Source organism: Actinomadura sp. NPDC048032 (genome assembly GCF_040653175.1).
GTDB lineage: Bacteria > Actinomycetota > Actinomycetes > Streptosporangiales > Streptosporangiaceae > Spirillospora > Spirillospora verrucosospora.
The window spans coordinates 1-19,604 of sequence record NZ_JBEZJP010000050.1 but is presented as its reverse complement, the minus strand read 5'-3'; the positions used below and the strand labels follow the sequence as shown (position 1 = coordinate 19,604).

20 protein-coding genes are annotated in these 19,604 nt (G+C 73.9%); 11 read left to right on the top strand and 9 right to left on the bottom strand.

The window, feature by feature from the left end; genetic code table 11:
- Positions 1-4 precede the first annotated feature (4 nt).
- Positions 5-994 carry a trypsin-like peptidase domain-containing protein gene (locus AB0C69_RS09940; RefSeq protein ID WP_360352090.1) on the bottom strand — a complete coding sequence of 330 codons (990 nt, stop codon included), beginning with the start codon at positions 992-994 and terminating at the stop codon, positions 5-7.
- A 134-nt stretch (positions 995-1,128) separates the two neighbouring features.
- Entirely contained in the window at positions 1,129-1,929 is an 801-nt protein-coding gene (locus AB0C69_RS09935; RefSeq protein WP_360352087.1) for an SDR family oxidoreductase, read from the bottom strand.
- 105 nt (positions 1,930-2,034) lie between these two features.
- Here AB0C69_RS09935 and AB0C69_RS09930 point away from each other — a divergent pair, with 105 nt between their 5' ends.
- The 6 genes from AB0C69_RS09930 (at position 2,035) to AB0C69_RS09905 (ending at position 7,394) form a co-directional block, all read left to right on the top strand.
- Positions 2,035-2,784, top strand: a complete 750-nt coding sequence (locus AB0C69_RS09930; protein ID WP_360352084.1) for a spermidine synthase — start codon at positions 2,035-2,037, stop codon at positions 2,782-2,784.
- A 69-nt stretch (positions 2,785-2,853) separates the two neighbouring features.
- Positions 2,854-3,441: a biotin transporter BioY gene (locus AB0C69_RS09925; RefSeq protein ID WP_345183860.1), complete on the top strand. Its 588-nt coding sequence runs from the start codon at positions 2,854-2,856 to the stop codon at positions 3,439-3,441.
- A 155-nt stretch (positions 3,442-3,596) separates the two neighbouring features.
- Complete coding sequence (locus AB0C69_RS09920) at positions 3,597-4,883, top strand: isochorismate synthase (protein ID WP_360352081.1); 1,287 nt, start codon at positions 3,597-3,599, stop codon at positions 4,881-4,883.
- A gap of 45 nt (positions 4,884-4,928) precedes the next feature.
- On the top strand, positions 4,929-5,972 hold the full coding sequence (locus AB0C69_RS09915) for a WYL domain-containing protein (RefSeq protein WP_360352078.1): 1,044 nt from the start codon (positions 4,929-4,931) through the stop codon (positions 5,970-5,972).
- A 157-nt stretch (positions 5,973-6,129) separates the two neighbouring features.
- Positions 6,130-6,522, top strand: a complete 393-nt coding sequence (locus AB0C69_RS09910; RefSeq protein WP_360352075.1) for a VOC family protein — start codon at positions 6,130-6,132, stop codon at positions 6,520-6,522.
- A complete protein-coding gene (locus AB0C69_RS09905; protein WP_360352072.1) occupies positions 6,519-7,394 on the top strand; it encodes a sigma-70 family RNA polymerase sigma factor in 876 nt (291 codons plus the stop codon). Before AB0C69_RS09910 ends, AB0C69_RS09905 begins: the two co-directional genes overlap by 4 nt.
- 103 nt (positions 7,395-7,497) lie before the next feature.
- Here AB0C69_RS09905 and AB0C69_RS09900 read toward each other — a convergent pair whose 3' ends face one another.
- The 3 genes from AB0C69_RS09900 to AB0C69_RS09890 all read right to left on the bottom strand — a co-directional run bounded on the left by AB0C69_RS09900 (position 7,498) and on the right by AB0C69_RS09890 (position 10,616).
- Entirely contained in the window at positions 7,498-8,673 is a 1,176-nt protein-coding gene (locus AB0C69_RS09900) for a serine hydrolase domain-containing protein (RefSeq protein ID WP_360352069.1), read from the bottom strand.
- A 74-nt stretch (positions 8,674-8,747) separates the two neighbouring features.
- The gene (locus AB0C69_RS09895) at positions 8,748-9,563 is read right to left on the bottom strand and encodes a DNA-formamidopyrimidine glycosylase family protein (RefSeq protein ID WP_360352066.1); all 816 of its coding nucleotides are present in this window, start codon (positions 9,561-9,563) and stop codon (positions 8,748-8,750) included.
- 21 nt (positions 9,564-9,584) lie between these two features.
- A complete protein-coding gene (locus AB0C69_RS09890; protein ID WP_345183874.1) occupies positions 9,585-10,616 on the bottom strand; it encodes an acyl-CoA desaturase in 1,032 nt (343 codons plus the stop codon).
- Positions 10,617-10,845: 229 nt separating this feature from the next.
- On the opposite strand from AB0C69_RS09890, the gene AB0C69_RS09885 reads away from it, so the two are divergent.
- Positions 10,846-11,634 carry a tyrosine-protein phosphatase gene (locus AB0C69_RS09885; RefSeq protein WP_345183876.1) on the top strand — a complete coding sequence of 263 codons (789 nt, stop codon included), beginning with the start codon at positions 10,846-10,848 and terminating at the stop codon, positions 11,632-11,634.
- Between the two features lie 59 nt (positions 11,635-11,693).
- On the opposite strand, the gene AB0C69_RS09880 is transcribed toward AB0C69_RS09885, so the two are convergent.
- Positions 11,694-12,065 (bottom strand): hypothetical protein, encoded by a 372-nt coding sequence (locus AB0C69_RS09880; protein WP_360352062.1) that lies wholly within the window; start codon positions 12,063-12,065, stop codon positions 11,694-11,696.
- An 81-nt stretch (positions 12,066-12,146) separates the two neighbouring features.
- Here AB0C69_RS09880 and AB0C69_RS09875 point away from each other — a divergent pair, with 81 nt between their 5' ends.
- Positions 12,147-12,632: a cupin domain-containing protein gene (locus tag AB0C69_RS09875; RefSeq protein ID WP_360352059.1), complete on the top strand. Its 486-nt coding sequence runs from the start codon at positions 12,147-12,149 to the stop codon at positions 12,630-12,632.
- A gap of 321 nt (positions 12,633-12,953) precedes the next feature.
- On the opposite strand, the gene menD is transcribed toward AB0C69_RS09875, so the two are convergent.
- From menD to AB0C69_RS09860, 3 genes are all read right to left on the bottom strand, one after another.
- On the bottom strand, positions 12,954-14,621 hold the full coding sequence (gene menD, locus AB0C69_RS09870) for a 2-succinyl-5-enolpyruvyl-6-hydroxy-3-cyclohexene-1-carboxylic-acid synthase (RefSeq protein ID WP_360352056.1): 1,668 nt from the start codon (positions 14,619-14,621) through the stop codon (positions 12,954-12,956).
- A complete protein-coding gene (locus tag AB0C69_RS09865) occupies positions 14,618-15,568 on the bottom strand; it encodes an o-succinylbenzoate synthase (protein WP_360352053.1) in 951 nt (316 codons plus the stop codon). The genes menD and AB0C69_RS09865 overlap by 4 nt, the downstream gene beginning before the upstream one ends.
- A 65-nt stretch (positions 15,569-15,633) precedes the next feature.
- On the bottom strand, positions 15,634-16,533 hold the full coding sequence (locus tag AB0C69_RS09860; protein ID WP_185024445.1) for a 1,4-dihydroxy-2-naphthoyl-CoA synthase: 900 nt from the start codon (positions 16,531-16,533) through the stop codon (positions 15,634-15,636).
- 112 nt (positions 16,534-16,645) lie between these two features.
- Between AB0C69_RS09860 and AB0C69_RS09855 the strand changes: the two genes are divergently transcribed.
- The 3 genes from AB0C69_RS09855 to AB0C69_RS09845 all read left to right on the top strand — a co-directional run.
- Positions 16,646-17,809, top strand: a complete 1,164-nt coding sequence (locus AB0C69_RS09855) for an AMP-binding protein (protein WP_360352049.1) — start codon at positions 16,646-16,648, stop codon at positions 17,807-17,809.
- 52 nt (positions 17,810-17,861) lie between these two features.
- A complete protein-coding gene (locus tag AB0C69_RS09850) occupies positions 17,862-18,899 on the top strand; it encodes a cation diffusion facilitator family transporter (RefSeq protein ID WP_360352046.1) in 1,038 nt (345 codons plus the stop codon).
- Positions 18,900-19,153: 254 nt separating this feature from the next.
- On the top strand, positions 19,154-19,604 hold a 451-nt coding region (locus tag AB0C69_RS09845), incomplete at its 3' end, for an RNA polymerase sigma factor region1.1 domain-containing protein (protein ID WP_360352043.1).

Genomic DNA, 19,604 nt, shown 5'->3' with positions numbered 1-19,604 from the left:
GGGGTCAGGCGTGCTCGGCGTCGAGCTCGACGGGTTCGGCGATGACGTCGACCATGGCGCCGTTGCGCAGCACGGTGATCGGCAGGGGCCGGCCGATCGCCTCGGCGAACATGAGCCGCTGCAGGGACTGGGCGTCGGTGACCGGCGCGCCGCCGGCGGTCAGGACCAGGTCGCCGCTGCGCAGCCCGGCCCGGTCGGCGGGCCCGGCGGGCACGACCTCGGCGACGCGCAGCGCCTCGCTGCGGCCGGTGCGCTCGCGCAGGTCGGCGGGCACGGGGACGGGCGCGGCGGCCAGGCCGAGGAACGCGCGGCGCACGCGGCCGTCGCGGATGAGGGCGTCGATGATGCGGCGGGTGGTGGCGTTGACGGGGACGGCCAGGCCGAGGCCGATCCCGGCGACGGCGGTGTTGACGCCGACGACGCGGCCGTGGGCGTCGGCGAGCGCGCCGCCGGAGTTGCCGGGGTTGAGGGCGGCGTCGGTCTGGATGACGTCCTCGATGACGCGGACGGCGGTGCCGGTGCGGGTGCGCTGGGCGGCCGGCAGGGACCGGCCGAGGGCGGACACGACGCCGGCGGTGACGGATCCGGCCAGGCCGAGGGGGTTGCCGACGGCGACGACGAGCTGCCCGACGGCCAGGGCGTCGGCGTCGCCGAGGGTGACCGGGTCGGGGACGAGACCCTCGGCGCGGACCACGGCCAGGTCCGACAGGGGGTCGGTGCCGACGACGGTGAACGGGCCTTCGGCCCCGCCGGAGAACGCGGCGTGCCCGCCGGTCGCGGCGCCGACGACGTGGGCGTTGGTGAGCAGGAACCCGTCGCCGGTGAACACCACGGCCGACCCGGCGCCCTCGCCGCGGCGGTGCCGGACGCGCAGGGCCGCCACGCGCGGGGTCAGGTCGCGGGCGACGGCGGTCACGACGCGCGAGTAGGCGTCCAGCGGCGGCTCGTCCCCGGCGGGCCGGTCCGCGCGGGGGTCGCTGTCATAGGGGATCATCGCACCTCCCGATGATTACATCGTTACACGGTAACGGTGTGAGGGGGATGTGTGTTCCCGGCCCGGTCCGCCGGGTCGGCGCGTTCCTCTGCTTCCCCGGGGCGTTGCCGGTGGCGTTGCTTCCGGGCCCGGGGTCAGCGCAGGGTGGACAGGCCGCCGTCGACGTGCAGGACCTGCCCGGTGACGTAGGACGCGCGGTCCGACAGCAGGAACACCGCGGCGTCGGCGACCTCCCACGCGGTGCCCTGCCGCCGCATCGGGATCAGCTCCGCGACCCGGTCGCGGCCGGCGTTCCCGGCGGAGGCGTCGCGGCCCATCACGGTGTCGATCAGGCCCGGCGCCACCACGTTGGCGCGCACGCCGCGGGGCGCGCCCTCGGCGGCGATGTGGCGTACCAGCCCGGTCAGGCCCGCCTTGGAGGCGTCGTAGGACGGCGACCGCGAGCCCGGCTTGGTCCCGGCCAGCGACCCGATGAACACCATCGCCCCGCCCGCGTCCAGCGCCGGCATCGCGGCCTTGCCGACCAGGAACGGCGCCCGCAGGTTGACGTGCAGGACGCGGTCCCAGTCGGCCAGCGCCGTGCCCGCCAGCCCGTACCCGATGCCGATCCCCGCGTTGAACACCACCCCGTCCAGGCCGCCGAGGGCCTCCGCGGCCTGGAACACCACGCGGTCGCAGGCCGCCGGGTCGGTCACGTCCGCCGTCACCACGCGGGCCCGGCCCCCCTCGGCCTCGATCATCGCGGCGGTCTGCCCTGCGGCGTGCCCGTCGACGTCGGCGCACGCGACCGCCGCGCCCTCCCGCGCGGCGGTGACCGCGATCGCGCGGCCGTTGCCGACCGGCGCGGCGGGGTCGTCGCTGGGGCGCGTCCCCGCGCCGACGACCAGGATCCTGCGGTCCGGCAGCAGCCCGCCGGGCGGTTCGATGTCGGGCATGCCCGGCACCGTAGCCGACGGCGCCGCCCCCGCCCAGCCCCGCCGGCCCCGGCCCGGCTGCGGGAACCCGTCCGGGCCGGGGCCCGCGGCGGCTAGGGTGCGATCATGGGATCGGCTTCGGACACACGCGCGGAAACGGCGGCGCCGGCCGAGGTGGTCGAGCGCGCCGCCGGCCTGGGCGGCGAACTGGTGCTGCGCCGGGCGGGCGGCCACTACGAGATCATCAGCAACGGCGTGTTCCTGATGGACACCCGCAACGGCGAGTCCGAGCGGCTGCTGGTCCGCGCCGCCCTCGACGCGGCCGCGCGGCGCCCCGGCGGGCCGGCGCGGGTCCTCATCGGCGGCCTCGGCGTCGGGTTCTCCCTCGTCGAGGCCCTCACCGGCGACGGCGTGGAGCACGTCACCGTCGTCGAGCGCGAGCCCGCCGTCATCGCCTGGCACGCCACCGCGCTGCGGCCCTGGTCCCGGGGCGCCCTGGACGACCCCCGCGTCACCGTCGAACGCGCCGACCTTCTCGACTACGTCGCCGCCCCCGGCACGGGCCGCTTCGACGCGGTGTGCCTGGACATCGACAACGGCCCCGACTGGACCGTCACCCCCGGCAACGCCCGCCTGTACGCGGCCACCGGCCTGGACGCCCTCGCGGCGCTGCTGACGCCGCGCGGCGTGCTCGCGGTGTGGAGCGCGGGCGCCGCGCCCGCGTTCGAGGCGCTGCTGCGGGACCGGTTCGGGTCCGTGGAGGCCAGGCCCGTCCCGGTGCCGCGCGGCGAGCCCGACATGGTCTACCTCGCGGGCGAGCCGCGCGGCGACCTCGGCCGGGAGGCGGCGACAAAGCGGGGGCGCTCGTTTCTGTAGGCCGCGGCGTCCACTCCGGAAAAGCAGTTCGCTAGGTTTCGGCCTGACACAACCGTTTTGGGAGGATCTGTGGCTACTGCCCACGCTGCCCGGCGGCGTCCCGCCGTCCTGGGCGACCTGCTGCCCGGCTCGCTGGCCCGCGACGCCGCGCTCGTCATCGGCGCCGCCGCCTTCGTCGGCCTCGCCGCGCAGATCGCGGTCCCGCTGCCCGGCACCCCCGTGCCGGTGACCGGACAGACCTTCGCGGTGCTGCTCACCGGCGCCGCCCTCGGCTTCGGCCGCGCCGGCCTGGGCATGCTGGTCTACCTGCTCGCCGGAATGGCCGGCGTCCCCTGGTTCACCGACGGCACCTCCGGCGCCGGGTTCCCCACCCTCGGCTACGTCATCGGTTTCGTCGCCGCCGCCGCCGTCGTCGGACGCCTCGCCCAGCTCGGCGGCGACCGCACCCCGCTGCGCACCATCGGCACCATGCTCACCGGAACCGCCATCATGTACGCCGCCGGCGTCCCCTACCTGATGGCCGCCCTGCACGTCGACCTCGCCAAGGCCCTCGACCTGGGCGTCACCCCGTTCCTGGCCGGCGACGCGCTGAAGGTCCTGCTGGCCGCCGGACTGCTGCCCGCCGCCTGGAAGCTCACCGGCGCCGCCCGCCGCTGACCCCGCCCCGGCCCCGCCGCGTCCCGTCCCCGTCCCCGCGCATGGGGACGGGACCGACGGGCATACGCACGACCAGGCCCGTGTGGCGCACACCTCACCCCCCACCGCCACCCCGCCCGTTTGAACAGGTTCAAATCTGGCGTACAGTGGCTCACGTGAAGCTCGCCGTGACAGCACCGGACCGACTCACCGTCCGCACCGTCCCGATCCCCGACCCGGGCGACCTCGTCGCGCGGCTTCCGCACCCCTCCGCGCTCGCCTGGATCCGCCACGGCGAGGGAATCGTCGGCTGGGGCGAAGCCGCCCGCCTCACCCTCCCCGGCGGCCACGACCGCTTCGACGCCGCCGCCCGCATGCTCCGCGACCTGTTCGGCGCCGCCGCCGTCGACGACACCGTCAACGCCCCCGGCTCCGGACCCGTCGCCTTCGGCACCTTCGGCTTCGACCCCAAATCCCCCGACTCCACCCTCATCATCCCCCGCCGCATCCTCGGCCGCCGCGACGGCCACGCCTGGCTCACCACCATCGGCGACGACACCGACCCCCTCACCCTCGCCAACCCGCCCCAGGCGCCCACCGGCCTGCGCTGGAGCGACGGCGCCCTCCCCGAACACGCCTGGAAGCACGCCGTCGCCACCGCCGTCGACCGCATCCGCCGCGGCCACCTCCGTACCGGCGCCCCGCCCCCGCCCCGCCCCGCCGACAACACCGGCCACCTCGGAAAAGTCGTCCTCGCCCGCGACCTCACCGTCCGCGCCGACACCCCCATCGACGCCCGCGTCCTGCTCCAGCGCCTCGCCGCCCGCTACCCCGGCTGCTACACCTTCTCCTGCGCCGGCATGGTCGGCGCCACCCCCGAACTCCTCATCCGCCGCACCGGCGGCGACATCGAGTCCCTCGTCCTCGCCGGCACCACCGCCCGCGGCGACACCCCCGCCGACGACCAGGCCCGCGCCGCCCGCCTCTTCGCCTCCGCCAAGGACCGCGAAGAGCACCGCTACGCCGCCGAGATGGTCCGCGACGCCCTCACCCCCCTCTGCGCCCACCTCACCGTCCCCGACGAACCCGAACTCCTCACCCTCCCCAACGTCCTGCACCTCGCCTCCCCCCTGCGCGGACGCCTGGCCGCCGACCGCTCCGTCCTCGACGTCGTCGCCGCCCTGCACCCCACCCCCGCCGTCTGCGGCACCCCCACCGACACCGCCATGGACCTCATCCGCGAGCTCGAGGGCATGGACCGCGGCCGCTACGCCGGCCCCGTCGGCTGGGTCGACGCCCGCGGCGACGGCGAATGGGGCATCGCCCTGCGCTGCGCAGAGATCGACGGCACCCGCGCCCGCCTGTTCGCCGGCTGCGGCATCGTCGCCGACTCCGACCCCGACGCCGAACTCGCCGAAGCCCGCGCCAAGTTCCGCCCCATGCAGTACGCCCTGCAGGGCTGACCCGGCAGCGCCACAGCACAGCCACGGCACCGGCACACTGGACCCATGCGCGCGAGCCGGCTGCTGTCCCTCCTCCTGCTCCTGCAGACCAGGGAACGCATGACCGCCCGGGAACTGGCCGCCGAGCTGGAAGTCTCCGTCCGCACCGTCTACCGCGACGTCGAATCCCTCAGCGCCGCCGGCGTCCCCGTCTACGCCGACCGCGGACCCGACGGCGGCTACCGCCTCCTCAACGGCTACCGCACCCGCCTCACCGGCCTCACCGCCACCGAAGCCGAATCCCTCACCCTGTCCGGCCTCCCCGGCCCCGCCTCCCAGCTCGGCCTCGGCGACGTCCTCGCCGCCGAACTCAAACTCATGGCCGCCCTCCCACCCGACCTGCGCACCCGCGCCTCCCGCATCCGCGAACGCTTCCACCTCGACGCCCCCGGCTGGTTCCGCACCCCCGACGACGTCCCCCACCTGCACGCCACCGCCGACGCCGTCTGGAACCAGCGCCGCATCGAGGTGCTCTACCGCCGCTGGCGCCGGCCCCAGCAGGTCACCCGCCGCCTGGAACCCCTCGGCGTCGTCCTCAAGGCCGGCACCTGGTACCTCATCGCCCGCCCCGCCCCCGACGACCCACCCCCCACCGGCACAGACACAGACACCGCCGGGACGCCCGGGGACACCGCGCGCGAACCCCGCACCTACCGCATCTCACGCGTCCTGACCCTGCGCACACTCCCCGACCACTTCGACCGCCCCCACGGATTCGACCTCGCCGCCTTCTGGGCCGCCTACGCCGAACGCTTCGAAGCCGACGCCTACCGCGAACACGCCACCGTCAAACTCTCCCCCGACGGCCTCACCCGCGCCCCGATCCTCCTCCCGCCCACCATGGCCCGCGCCGCCCTCGACACCGCCACCCCGCCCGGCCCCGACGGCTGGGTCCACGCCACCCTCCCCATCGAATCCGTCCGCCACGCCCACGTCGAGTTCCTCAAACTCGGCGCCGACGTCGAGGTCATCGACCCCCCGCACCTCCGCGCCATGATCGCCGCCACCGCCCGCACCCTCGCCGCCCGCTACACCCCCGACCAGACCTGACCCACCACCCGACACGAAAACCCACGAGAAGGCCGAGCGCGGCAATCGGCGCCAGACCGACCACCCTCACCCTGTTACCTCCTCCCGCCGGCACTCGTCATGGGTGTGACGGCCGAACACCAACGGCCGCCCCACCGACGAGCAAAACGAGGACAGGATGCTGACCGACATCATGTACGTGACGGTCTACGTCACCGATCAGGACCGCGCGCTGAGGTTCTACACCGACGGGCTCGGCCTGCAGAAGCGGATCGACTTCCCGGGGCCCGACGGACGCTTCCTCACCGTCGGCGTCCCCGACAACCCCGTGCAGATCATCCTGTGGTCGCACGCGGCGGCCGCCGGACAGCCGGGTGAAGCCGGCCGGCACGCCGCGCCCGGCCCGCTGATCCTCGAATCCGACGACCTGCGCCAGGACTTCGAGATCCTGCGCCGGCGCGGCGTCACCTTCACAGACCCCGAACCCGTGGACTACCCGTTCGGCATCCGCGTCGAGGCAGTGGACCCGGACGGCAACCGAATCTCCCTGCGTCAGCGGCGAAAGCCGTGACCGCCCACCCGTCCGGCCTGGTGACCGAGGCGTTCGAAGCCCAGCGCGATCGGCTGCGCGCCGTCGCCTACCGCGTGCTGGGCTCGCACGCCGACGCCGAGGACGTCGTCCAGGAAGCCTGGATGCGCCTCGTCCGCCAAGACGAGGCGACCATCGCCAACCTCGCGGGCTGGCTGACCACCGTGGTCGGCCGGATCAGCCTGGACGTCCTCAGATCACGCCAAGCCCACCCCGAAGCCGCCTACGGGCAGCAGTACGTGGACCTCGTGGTGACGCCCGCCGACGACCCCGCGCCGGACGAGCAGGCCGTGCTGGCCGATTCGGTCGGCCTCGCCCTGCTCGTCGTGCTCGACTCGCTCACCCCGAGCGAGCGCCTGGCGTTCGTCCTGCACGACATGTTCGCCGTCCCGTTCCGCGACATCGCCCAGATCCTGGGCAAGACCGCCGACGCCACCAAGATGATCGCCAGCCGCGCCCGGCGGAAGGTCCAGGCCACGGACCGGCCGGCCGGCCCCGGCCGCGAGCACCGAGAGGCCGTCCGCGCGTTCCGCGCCGCCGCCGTCACCGGCGACTTCGAGGCGCTCCTGCGCGTCCTGGACCCGGACGTGGAACTGACCGTCGACACCCCCGGCGGCATCGTGGTCACCCTCGGCGCCACCGAGGTCGCCGCCGGCGCCCGCATGTTCTCCGGCGAAGCCGCCCGCCACCGGCCCGTCCTGGTCAACGGAATCCCCGGCCACATGTCGTGGCGCGCCGACGGAACGCCCCTCTCCGTCATCGCCTTCACCGTCACCGAAGCCCGGATCACCGGCATCCACATCGTCGTCGACCCCGCCAAACTCGCCTCGATCCGCCTGACCGCCCCGGCCTGAGGCGGCGTCGCCAGAGTCGGCCCGGCATGTGCGAGTCATCCCGGGCCGACCAACTTCCACCGACGCGTCCGCAAGCTCACCGCGCTCGCACCCCGCGCCACGCTCACGAAGCACCAGAACCCCCGGCGCACAACGCACGGTCGATCAGGGCACTGGCCGCGCCCTCCTGCTCCAGGACGTGCTCCAGCGAGTCCCCCCGCGCCTCCGACATCGACACCACCGCACTCCGCCTCCCGTCACCGGTCACACCGTTGAGCGTGATGTAACCGCCGTCCCCGCCCTCATGGCCCCAGTACGTCCCGCCGCAGCTCAAAGGACGCTCGACCAGGCCGAGCCCGTACCGGCCGCCCGGCCACATCCGCTCGACCTCCGCACTCACCGGAACGGTCCGCCTCATCTCCGCCAACTGCCGCGCCGGCAGCAGACGACCCGAAAGCAGCGCACGGAACAGACGGTTCTCATCCCGAGTCGTCGTCACCCACGAAAGGTTCCCGTAGTCCACCGTCACCTGATCGGTGACATCCACCCGCGCACCGGGACCGAAGAACTGGTACGCCCTGGCATGCGGCCGGGGCAACGACGGCGACGTCCCCAGCCACCGCGTCCGGTCGAGCCCGGCCGGACGCAGGACACGGTCCCCGATCTCCTCATGGGCGCGCCGCCCGGTCACCCTCTCGACGACCATGTCCAGCAGCACATAACCGGTGTTGGAATACGCCCAGCCCTCCCCCGGCGCGAAGTCCGGCGCATGAGCCATCGCCCGCGCCACCAGCTCCTCAGGCTCATGGACGTCATAGCGCTGCCGGTAGTACTCCTCCGGCGTGCTGTACCCCGGCAGATCGTCGTGGATCCCGCTGGTGTGCTGAAGCAACTGCCGAACCGTGATCCGGCCGCCGTCGTTCCCGTTCCCCCGCACCACCCCCGGCAGCCAGCGCTCCACGCTGTCGTCCAAAGAGAGCCGCCCCTCGGCCTCCAACTGGAGAACCACCACGGCGACCAGCGTCTTGGACGTGCTCGCCATACGGAAGAAGCCCTCAGAAGAGACCGGACGGCCCGTACCCAGATCAGCGGTCCCGCTGACGGCGACCGACTGCCGGCCGTCAGCCGCGACCACCCGGGCCTGCACACCACTGACACCAAGAGCGCGGATCGCCTCGGTATCGCGACGCAACCCCTCCACAGAACCCACCGGACGCGCCACCGCCGGAGTCACATCGGCGGCGAGCAGCGCCGCCACACCCAGCGCCACAGTGATGCGCTTACGCAGAGTCGAAACCATGCCCGAACGCTAGAACCGCCACCCGACCACGCACGATCAGGCACACCCCAAGATCGAAAGGGGGGCTGTCCCCCTCACCCCACCGGCGGCTGGCACCCCGGACACCAGAACAGGTTCCGCCCCGCCACCTCCCCCGAGGCCACCGCCGTCCCGCACACCAGGCACGGCAGCCCCGCCCGCCGGTACACGTACACCTCCCCGCCATGACCGTCCACCCGCGGCGCACGCCCCATCGCCTCCGGCGTATGCTCCGGCCGCACCGTGTCGATCCGCCCCGCACGCACCCCCGCCGCCATCAACCCCACCAGGTCGTCCCACAGCGCCGCCCACCGCCGCGCGCTCAACCGCCGCCCCGGCAGCCGCGGATCGATCTCCTGCCGGAACAGCACCTCCGCCCGGTAGATGTTCCCCGGCCCCGCCACCACCGACTGATCCATCAGCAGCACCGCGATCGGCGTCCGAGCCCGGCTGATCCGCCGCCACGCCGCCTCCGGATCGGCGTCCCCCCGCAACGGATCCGGCCCCAGCCGATCACGCAGCAGCTTCACCTCACCCGGCTCGAGTAGCTCGCAGGTATTAGGACCCCTCAGATCCGCATAGTGCCCGCCGCCCTCCAGCCGCAGCCGCACCATCCCGACCGGAGCCGGCGCCGGCCCCTCCCCGAACGCGTACTTGCCGTAGATGCCGAGATGCACATGCAGGATCCGGTCATCGTCGAACCCCAGCAGCAGATGCTTGCCGTGCGCGTCCGCCTCGGACAGCACCCGCCCGTCCAACCACCGCGCCCCCTCGGCGAACCGCCCCTGCGGACTCGTCGCGGCAACGGCGAGGCCGTCGAACATCCGCTGATGTTCGACGGCCAGACGGTGAATCGTGTGTCCCTCGGGCATGGCCCGGAGCATAGACCCGCCCTAGCGCAGCGGCTCCCCGACCTCACGCATGTGCCCCAGCGCCAGCCGGTACGACTCCACCAGCCCCGTCTCCGCGTACGGCAACCCCACCGCCGCGCAGTGCTCACGCACCAGCGGCTGCAACCGACGCAGACTGCACCGCGGAACACCCGGGAACAGGTGATGCTCGATCTGGTAGTTCAGACCCCCCATCAGCCAGTCCGTCACCAGACCGCCCCGCACGTTCCGCGACGTCAGCACCTGCCGGCGCAGATGCCCCCACCGCTCCCCCGGCCCAGGCATCGCCATCCCCTTGTGGTTCGGCGCGAACACCGCACCCAGGTGCACCCCGAACACCGCGTGCTGAATCGCGACCAGCGCCAGCGCCTGCCCCACCGGAAGCAACGCGAACGCCAGCCCCAGATACCCCACCGCATGGACGAGCAGCAGCCCGCCCTCCAGGACCTGGTCCCGCCGCGAACGCCCACGCAGGAACAGCAGGCTGCCCAGCTTCAGGTTCACGCCCTCCAGCGTCAGCAGCGGAAAGAACAACGCGGCCTGGTGCCGCGCCACCCACCGCAGAACACCCCGCTTGCCCTCCGCCTGCTCACTGGTCCACGCCAGCACGCCCTCCCCCACATCGGGGTCCTTGTCGACATGGTTCGGATTCGCGTGATGCCGGTTGTGCTTGTCGTTCCACCACCCGTGCCCCATCCCCAGCAGAAGGTTCCCCAGCAGAAGCCCCAGCCACCGGTTCGCCCGAGCGCTCCGCGCGATCTGCCGGTGCCCCGCGTCATGCCCGAGGAACGCCGCCCGCGCCGACAGCACGGCCAGAGGAATCCCCAGCAGGACCGTCCACCACCCGGCCCCCGCCCACGCGACCGCCCCCCACACCGCTGCCGTCGCCGCCAGGTTCAACCCGATCGCCCGCGCATAGTAACCGCGCCGCCGATCCAGCAGCCCGCTGCTGCGGACGCGCCGCGCCAGCGGCGCGAAATCACTGCCGGCCGACCGTTCGGCCGGCCGGGACGGAGCGGACAGGGTCGCGGGCATGGAGACTCCATTCACCAGGGGGTGGAACGTCACGCTGAACGCATGGAAGAAGACTCCTCGAAAGCTATGGAGAGCGAGACCGCCCGGTCGCCCCGCTGCGGAGCCATTCACCGTCTGGCTCCCAGGTCCCGGTACCGCCCGGCTCCCTCATCCGCCAAGTTGATCAACCAAGGCACAGCGGGCCCCTGCCCCCGAGCGCGGAGGGTGCCGCCATATAGGGTCACAAGTCATGGAAGATGACTCTCGGTGGATCGACCTGGACGGTGCCGTCAACGCCCGCGACCTCGGCGGCCTCCCCACCGCCGACGGCCGCGCCACCCGGCTCGGGCGCGTCCTGCGCTCCGACAACCTCCAGGACCTCTCGGTCGCCGACGTCCGGATCCTCCTCGACGACTACGCGCTCAAGAACGTCATCGACCTGCGCAGCGACGCCGAAGTGCGCCTCGAGGGACCCGGCCCCCTCACCCGCGTGCCGTCGGTGACGATCCACCAGCTCTCACTGTTCGCCGAGGGCGGCCGCCACACCGACGTCGCCGCCGACGTCGACAAGGCCCTGCCCTGGCAGGAGCGCCCCTCCGACGGCCCCGAACAGGACCGCTCCACCGGCCACTACCTCGGCTACCTCGCCGACCGCGGCGACTCCGTCGTCGCCGCCCTGCGCGTCATGACCCGCACCGACGGAGCCGCGCTGGTCCACTGCGCCGCAGGCAAGGACCGCACCGGAGTCGTCTGCGCCCTCGCCCTCGACGTCGTCGGCGTCACCCGCGAGGCGATCGTCGCCGACTACGCCCAGACCGGCGACCGCCTCGAAGCGGTCCTGGGCCGGCTGCGCGGCAGCGACACCTACGCGGCCGACCTCGACTCCCGTCCGGCCGACACCCACCAGCCCCACGCGGCCATCATGGAGAAGTTCCTCGCCCGGATCGACGAGGAGCACGGCGGAACCCTCGGCTGGCTCTCCGGGCACGGCTGGACCGACGAGGACACCGACACCCTGCGGGAGCGCCTCCTCGGCTGACCCGGAGGCTCCGGGAGCGTCGCCCCTCGGCCGCCCCCGGCCTCAGACGGCGCGCACCGTCATGACGGCAGGAAGATCGCGGTCGCCTCGTCGGCGAGCGCGGCGGAGCGCGGGGCGTCCGGATCGGTCTGCGCCAGATGCAGCAGGCCGAGGATGGCAGCGTAGGCGACCCGCGCCCGGGAGGTCGCCCGGTCCGGCGGCAGCCCGAGCTCGCGGTAGGTACGGGCCAGAAGTTCCAGCCGGGCCTGGTTCACCTCCCCGACCGCGTCCCTGACCCGCGGATCGTTGCGATCGCCGAGCAGGCTCAGGTGCACCGACGGCGCCAGCGGCTGGACGGACTCCACGACGATGGTGAGCAGCTCGCGCAGGCGCCGCACCGGATCAGCGATCGCGGCGAATTCGGCGAGCCCGCCTTCGCCGTGGGTCCGCACCCACTCCGCGAGGGCCGCCGCGATCAGCTCGTCCCGATTCCGGTAGTGCGCGTAAAAGCTGCCCTTGGCAGGGCCCGCGTGGTGGACGACCGCGATGTCGAGCCCATCACCTCAGAGCTGATGCCCGGCTGCGCCTTCTTCCGGCTGTGGGGCCGGGACGAACGGCCCGCCTTCCCCGACGACGGCGCACCCCGCCCCGCCGAGGCGTGGTACCCGCCCCGGAACGGATCCCGCTTCATGATCAACACGGTTCCGCCGGGCGAGCCGGCCCCGGCTCCGGGCGTCGACACGGCCGCGGCCCTGGAAGAGCTGGAGCGGCGGATGCCGGGCGCTCTGGCCGCGAACGAGCCCGGCGCCCCGGGCATGCACACCACCGACAGCATCGACTACGTCCTGGTCGTCTCGGGCGAGGCCACATTGGAACTCGACGACGGCGAGCAGACCGTATTGCGGGCGGGCGACGTGCTCGTCCAGAACGGCACCCGGCACGCCTGGCACAACCGCGGCACCGAACCCTGCACGATCGTCGGAGTCGCCATCGGTGCGGACCGCATCCGCGAGGCGTAGGACGACCAGCCTGGGCCACTGCGGCGCGCGGACGACGACCGGCCGCTTCGACTCGACCACGCTGCAGGTCGGCGGTTCGAGTTCGTCCGGCTGCGTCCGGCATTGCTGCGGAGCGCCAGACACCGAGCCCGCGCGGCCTGCCCTTGCATGACGGTATGGGCTGGTGGCACGTGGAGCCGACAGCAGGCGCAGCTTGGTCGTCGTGGTGGTTTTTTAGGCTGGACGAGTGATTACTCGTCCAGCCCGACGCCTTTACAATGTAATTTGAGGGTTAAAGTATTATGGACGGGGTGTCGGTTCTTCGTGCGGGTGGGCTCTCGATCAGGCGAGGATGTCGCGGACGGCCGCGTGGGCGGCCTGGCGGAGGTCGGCGTGCAGGGCCGCGTTCGCTTCCCTGTCGGTGCGGGCCTCGATGATCCGCAGCCCCTCCCCCGCCAGCGCCTTCGGCAGGTCAGCGGCCGCGGCGAGCCGCCGGTACGGGACGCCGTGCGCGGCGGCGACCGCCTCCAGGTCCACCTGGTGCGGCGTCCCGAAGACCCGCTCGAACGGGCCGCGCAGCGCCGCCTGCGGAAGCAGCGAGAAGATCCCGCCTCCCTGGTTGTTCACGACCATGATCGCCAGGTCGGGGCGCCGCTCCCGCGGCCCCAGGATCAGGCCGTTCTGGTCGTGCAGGAACGCCAGGTCGCCGAGCAGGGCGTAGGAGCGGCCGCTGTGCGCCAGCGCCGCGCCCATCGCCGTCGACACCAGCCCGTCGATGCCGCTGGCGCCCCGGTTGGCCATGATCCGGATACCGCGCCGCGGCCGCATCACCTGGTCCAGGTCGCGGATCGGCATGCTCGCCGCCGTGAACAGCAGCGACCCGCCCGGCAGCGCCGCGACCATGTCGCGGGCCAGCCGCGGCTCGCTCACCTCCGGGACGGCGTCCAGGACGGCGTCCACCGCCTCGGCCGCGGCCCGGTCGGCGGACCGCCACGACTTCAGCCACGTGTCGTCGCCCGACACCACCGGGATCTCGACCTCGGGCGCCACCTGCGTCGCCGACCGCACGGGGTCGGGCCAGTGCGCCAGGTCGGGCGCCAGGACGATGTGCTCCTCCGCTCGGCGCAGCAGCGACAGCAGCGGGCGCGACAGGCCCGGCTTGCCCAGCGTCACCACCACCTCGGGACGGTGCCGCTCCACGAACTCCGGGACGCCCAGCAGGAAATGGTGCGACGACAGCGCGTGGTCGCCGTAGCGGGCGTTGCCGTTCGGCTCGGCGAGCACCGGCCAGCCGGCCATCGACGCCGCCGCCACGTACCGCTTGACGTTCACCGCACCGTCCCCGACCACCAGGACACCGCGCCGCGTCGGCGGGACGTGCAGCACCGACCCGGGCGTCGCCGGGCGCACCTTCGTCCACGCGCCGGTCGCGTCCCCGTCCAGGGGCTCGCACCACGTCTCGTCGCCGTCGGGGATCAGCGGTTCGCGGAACGCCGCGTTCAGGTGAACCGGCCCGGGGACGGGCGCCTGCGCCAGCCCCCACGCGCGGCTCACCAGCGACCGCCAGTACGCCACCATGCCCGGACGGTTCTCCGGGACGCCGATCTCGGCGCTCCACCGCACCGCCGTCCCGTACAGCTTCACCTGGTCGATCGTCTGGTTCGCGCCCGTGGCGCGCAGCTCCGGCGGCCGGTCCGCCGTGATCACGATGAGCGGGACGCCCGACTCGTGCGCCTCCACCACCGCCGGATGGAAGTTCGCCGCCGCCGTGCCCGACGTGCACACCAGCGCGACCGGGCGCCCCGACCGCTTCGCCATGCCCAGCCCGAGGAACGACGCCGAACGCTCGTCGATCCGCACGTGCAGCCGGAGACCGCCCGCCTCCTCGGCGGCGTGCAGCGCCAGCGCCAGCGGCGCCGACCGCGAGCCCGGCGCCAGCACTACGTCGGTCATCCCGCACCGCTGAAACTCGTCGACCAGGACGCTCGCCAGCGCGGTCGCCGGGTTCACGGCGCCACCTCCACCACCGCCGGGCCGTCCAGATGGGCCTGCGCGGCCAGCGCCCGGCTCCGCCACGCCCCGTCGGGGGCCTCCCAGCGGCGCAGCGCCTCCTCGTCCACCGCCGGCCGGCGCACCTCGATCTCCCCCGCGACCGGACGCAGCGGGTCGCGCACGACGTCGCCCTCCAGCAGCGGCAGCGTTCCCAGCCCGCACGCGTAGGGCAGCTCCGGCAGCGCGGCGGCCAGCGCCACCCCCGCCGCCAGCCCCACCGACGTCTCCACCGCGCTCGACACCACCACCGGCAGCCCGCACGCCTCCGCGACCCGCAGCGACGCCGCGACCCCGCCGAGCGGCTGCACCTTCAGCACCGCCACGTCGGCGGCGCCCGCCGCGCGCACCTTCAGCGGGTCCTCGGCGCGGCGGATCGACTCGTCGGCCGCGATCGGCACGTCCACGCGGAGCCGCACCGCCGCCAGCTCCTCCAGCGTCGCGCAGGGCTGCTCGGCGTACTCCAGCTCCCACCGGTCCAGCGACCGGATCATCCGGGCGGCGTGATCGACGTCCCAGCCGCCGTTCGCGTCGATCCGTACCCTGCCCCGCGGTCCGATCGCCGCGCGGACGGCCTCCACCCGGGCCAGGTCGTCGGCGTCGCTCTGGCCGCGCTCGGCGACCTTCACCTTCGCGGTGCGGCAGCCGGACTCGCGCGTCATCTCGAAGGCCCGCTCCGGGCCGACCGCCGGGATCGTCGCGTTCACCGGGATCCGGTCGCGGACGGGCGCGGGCCAGACCTCCCACGCGGCCTCGCGGGCGGCGGCCAGCCAGCGGGCGCACTCGGCCGGACCGTACTCGGCGAACGGCGAGAACTCCCCCCAGCCGGCGGGGCCCCGCAGCAGGGCGCCCTCCCGCCGCGTCACGCCGCGGAACCGCGTCCGCATCGGGATGGAGTACACCCGCACTCGCCGACCCCCTGACCTGCCCGTCGAATCACGGCATTTCCGGATCACACCGTGCGCTCGAACCCCTAGTAGTACCACGGGAAACGCGACCAATCGGGATCGCGCTTCTCCAGGAAGGAGTCCCGTCCCTCGGCGGCCTCGTCGGTGCCGTAGGCCAGCCGCGTCGCCTCCCCGGCGAACACCTGCTGCCCCACGAGACCGTCGTCGACGAGGTTGAAGGCGTACTTCAGCATCCGCTGCGCCGTCGGGCTCTTGCCGTTGACCTTCCGCGCCCACTCCAGCGCCGTCGCCTCCAGCTCGGCGTGCGGGACGACGGCGTTCACCATGCCCATCCGGTGCGCGGCCTCGGCGTCGTACGCGTCGCCCAGGAAGAAGATCTCCCGCGCGAACTTCTGGCCTACCTGCCGCGCCAGGTACGCCGACCCGAACCCGCCGTCGAAGCTCGCCACGTCCGCGTCGGTCTGCTTGAACCGCGCGTGCTCCCGGCTGGCCAGGGTCAGGTCGCACACCACGTGCAGGCTGTGCCCGCCCCCGGCCGCCCAGCCCGGCACCACGCAGATGACGACCTTGCCCATGAACCTGATCAGCCGCTGCACCTCCAGGATGTGCAGCCGCCCCGCCCGCGCCGGGTCGATCGTGTCCGACGTCTCGCCCTCGGCGTACCTGTAGCCGTCCCTGCCGCGGATCCGCTGGTCGCCGCCCGAGCAGAACGCCCAGCCGCCGTCCCTCGGCGACGGCCCGTTGCCCGTCAGCAGCACGCAGCCGATGTCGCTGGACATCCGCGCGTGGTCCAGCGCGCGGTACAGCTCGTCCACCGTGTGGGGACGGAACGCGTTGCGCACCTCCGGGCGGTTGAACGCCACCCGCACCGTCCCGTGGTCGACGGCCCGGTGGTAGGTGATGTCGGTGAAGCCGAACCCCTCGACCTCTCTCCAGGCGTCCGCGTCGAACAGCTCCGAGACCATGTCTTCCTCTCCGTCGGGCGACCGCGCCGCGGCCGGGGCGCGGCGCTCGGGCACCATTCAACCGGCCCCGCGTTTGAACGCGTTCAGCGGGGTCGTCTACGCTGATGAGATCATGGATCGCCCGCTGCACGCCGTCGTTCTGCCGCCCGGCCCCCGCCTGCTGGACGCCCTCGCCCGTGCCCTCGACGGCGGCCCCGCGATCTGCCCCCTGCCCCCGGACCTGCCCGAGCCCGCGCTGCGCGGCCTCCTGGACGCGCTGGCCCCGGACGCGATCGAGACCGCCGGCGGCACCGTCCCGCACTCCCCCGGCGGCGGGCACCCGCCCGTCGACGCCGGCACGGCGGTGCTCATCGCCACGTCCGGCTCCACCGGCGCCCCCAAGTTCGTCGAGCTGACGGCCGGCGCGCTGCGCCATTCCGCCGCCGGCACCCTCGCCCGCATCGAGGCCGGGCCCGGCGACCGGTGGCTGTGCTGCCTGCCCACCAGCCACATCTCCGGCGCCCAGGTCCTCGTCCGCTCCCTCGTCGCCGGCACCGACCCCGTCATCGCCCCCCGCTTCGACGCCGCCGCCGTCGCGGCGGCCGAGGGTCTCCACGTCTCGCTCGTCCCCACGCAGTTGCGCCGGCTCCTGGACGCCGGCGCCGACCTGTCGCGGCTCGGCGCCATCGTGCTCGGCGGCGCCGCCGCCTCGCCCGGCCTGCTGGCCGAGGCCCGCGGCCGGGGCGGGCGCGTGTTCACCACCTACGGGATGAGCGAGACCTGCGGCGGCTGCGTCTACGACGGCACGCCCCTGGACGGCATGCGCGTCGCGCTCGGCGACGACGGCCGGATCCGCCTCGCCGGCCCCTCGCTGTTCACCGGCTACCGGCTGCGGCCCGAGCTGACCGCCGCGGCCAGGGACGGCGACTGGTTCCTCACCCAGGACCTCGGCGCGATCGAGGACGGCCGGCTGCGCGTCCGCGGCCGCGTCGACGACGTGATCAACACCGGCGGGGAGAAGGTCGTCGCGGGCGAGATCGCCACCGTGCTGTCGCGGCACCCGAAGATCCGCGACGTCGTCGTGGTCGGCCGCCCCGATCCCGAATGGGGCGAGCGGGTCACCGCCGTCGTCGTCCCCGCCGGGCCCGGCCTTCCGGAGCTGACCGAGCTGCGCGCGCTCGTGCGCGAGACGATGCCCGCGTACGCGGCGCCGCGCGAGCTGGAGCTGGTGGAGGCGATCCCGCTGCTTGCGTCCGGGAAGCCCGACCGGGCCCGGCTCCGCGCCTGCGCGCCCTGACGGAGGGCCGCGCCGCGCATGGCACGGTGACCGCCGGGGCAGAGGACGGATCATGGCGGCACAGAGCGGACGGCAGCGGACCGAAGGCCGGAACGACGGCGGCGCCCAGGACGAGAGCCTCCTGACCGTCGTCCTCGCGTTCGCCGCCAACCTCGGCATCGCCGTCGCCAAGATCGTCGCCGCGCTGATCACCGGGTCGGCGTCGATGGCGGCCGAGGCCGCGCACTCGATCGCCGACACCTTCAACGAGGTGCTGCTGCTGGTGGGCCTGCGCCGCAGCGGGCGCCCCGCCGACCGCCGCCACCCGCTCGGCTACGGCAAGGAGCGCTACATCTGGACCCTGCTCGTCGCCGTCGCGATCTTCGGGATGGGCGCGCTGTTCTCCTACTACCAGGGGATCGAGACGCTCATCGGGCACCGGGCGGCCGGCGAGTCCGGCACGATCGTCGGATACGCCGTGCTCGCGGTGGCGTTCGTGCTGGAGGCGGTCTCGTGGCAGCAGGCGGTCCGGCAGGTCCGGGCCGCCGCGCGGGCGGAGGACCTGCCGCTGCGCGCCTACATCCGCCGCACCGACGAGCCCACCTCGATCAGCGTCCTGCTGGAGGACTCGGCGGCCCTCATCGGGCTGCTCATCGCGTTCGGCGGCCTGGGCCTGCACCAGCTCACCGGGTCGGCGACGTGGGACGGCGTGGGCTCCCTGCTCATCGGCGTCCTGCTGACCGCCGTCGCGCTCGTGCTCGGCCGGATCAACCTGAACCTGCTGATCGGCTCGCAGGCCGACCCCCGGATCGTCGCCGACGTCCGCGCGCGCCTCGGCCGGGCGGACGAGGTGGAGTGGGTCGTGGACATCGTCACCGTGACCTTCGGCGCCGACCGCGTGCTGGTCTGCGCCCGCCTCGACTTCCGCGACTCCCTCACCGCCGCCGAGGTCGAGCGCGCCTGCGTCCGGATGGCCCGCGAGCTGCGCGGCGCGCACGAGGAGATCGACGAGGTGTTCCTCGAACCGGTCCCCCGCGACGACCCTGAGCTGCGCGAACGGGTCATCGCGCGTTATGGTCGGACATTGCGGCCCAAGGATTCGGGAGCGTAGTGGTCTATCTCACGTCTCCACGACCTGGGGCCTTTACGAAGTAAGGTAGAACCGGATCGGTTCGGGCGGTGTGAAACCGCTGGCCGTGGGCACCACGACCGTCTGGATCGCTCCTCCACGATCCCCCGCGGAGCGCCGCCCGGCGACGAAGCCGGGAACAACAGGCCCGTCCTGCGACGTTCCGTTAAGTGCGTGCGCCACGAGCGAACACAATCCGCGCCGCACTCACACACCGAAGGGAGGGGGGTGTCCCCATGCCGCGAAGCGCCGTCGAGACCCCGCTCACGGAGTCGCCGAGCCCCGCGCTCAACGACCTCCTCAAGCGTGGCCGCGCCCACGGGCGCCTCTCGCTCGACGAGGTGAGGGGGGCCTTCGAGACCGCCGGGATCAGCCCGGCCCAGGGCCGCTCCATCCTGCGCGAGCTGTCCGAGGCCGGCATCAGCCTGGCGGGCGAGCCCGACGCCGTCCGCAAGAGGGCCGCGGCCGCCGACCACGCCGGCGGGGAGACCGCCCAGGACACCTCCGGCGCCGCGGGCGCCGCCAGGAAGCGCACCGCCCGCAGGGGCGCCGCCAAGACCACCGCGAAGGCCGCCGGCGCGGCGCCGCGGCCCGCGGCGCTGCCGGTGTCGGAGCTGGTGCTCGCCGACCCCGACGCCCGGCGGCTGGAGCTCGTCGGCGGGCTCTCCGCGCGGATGCTCGCCCGCG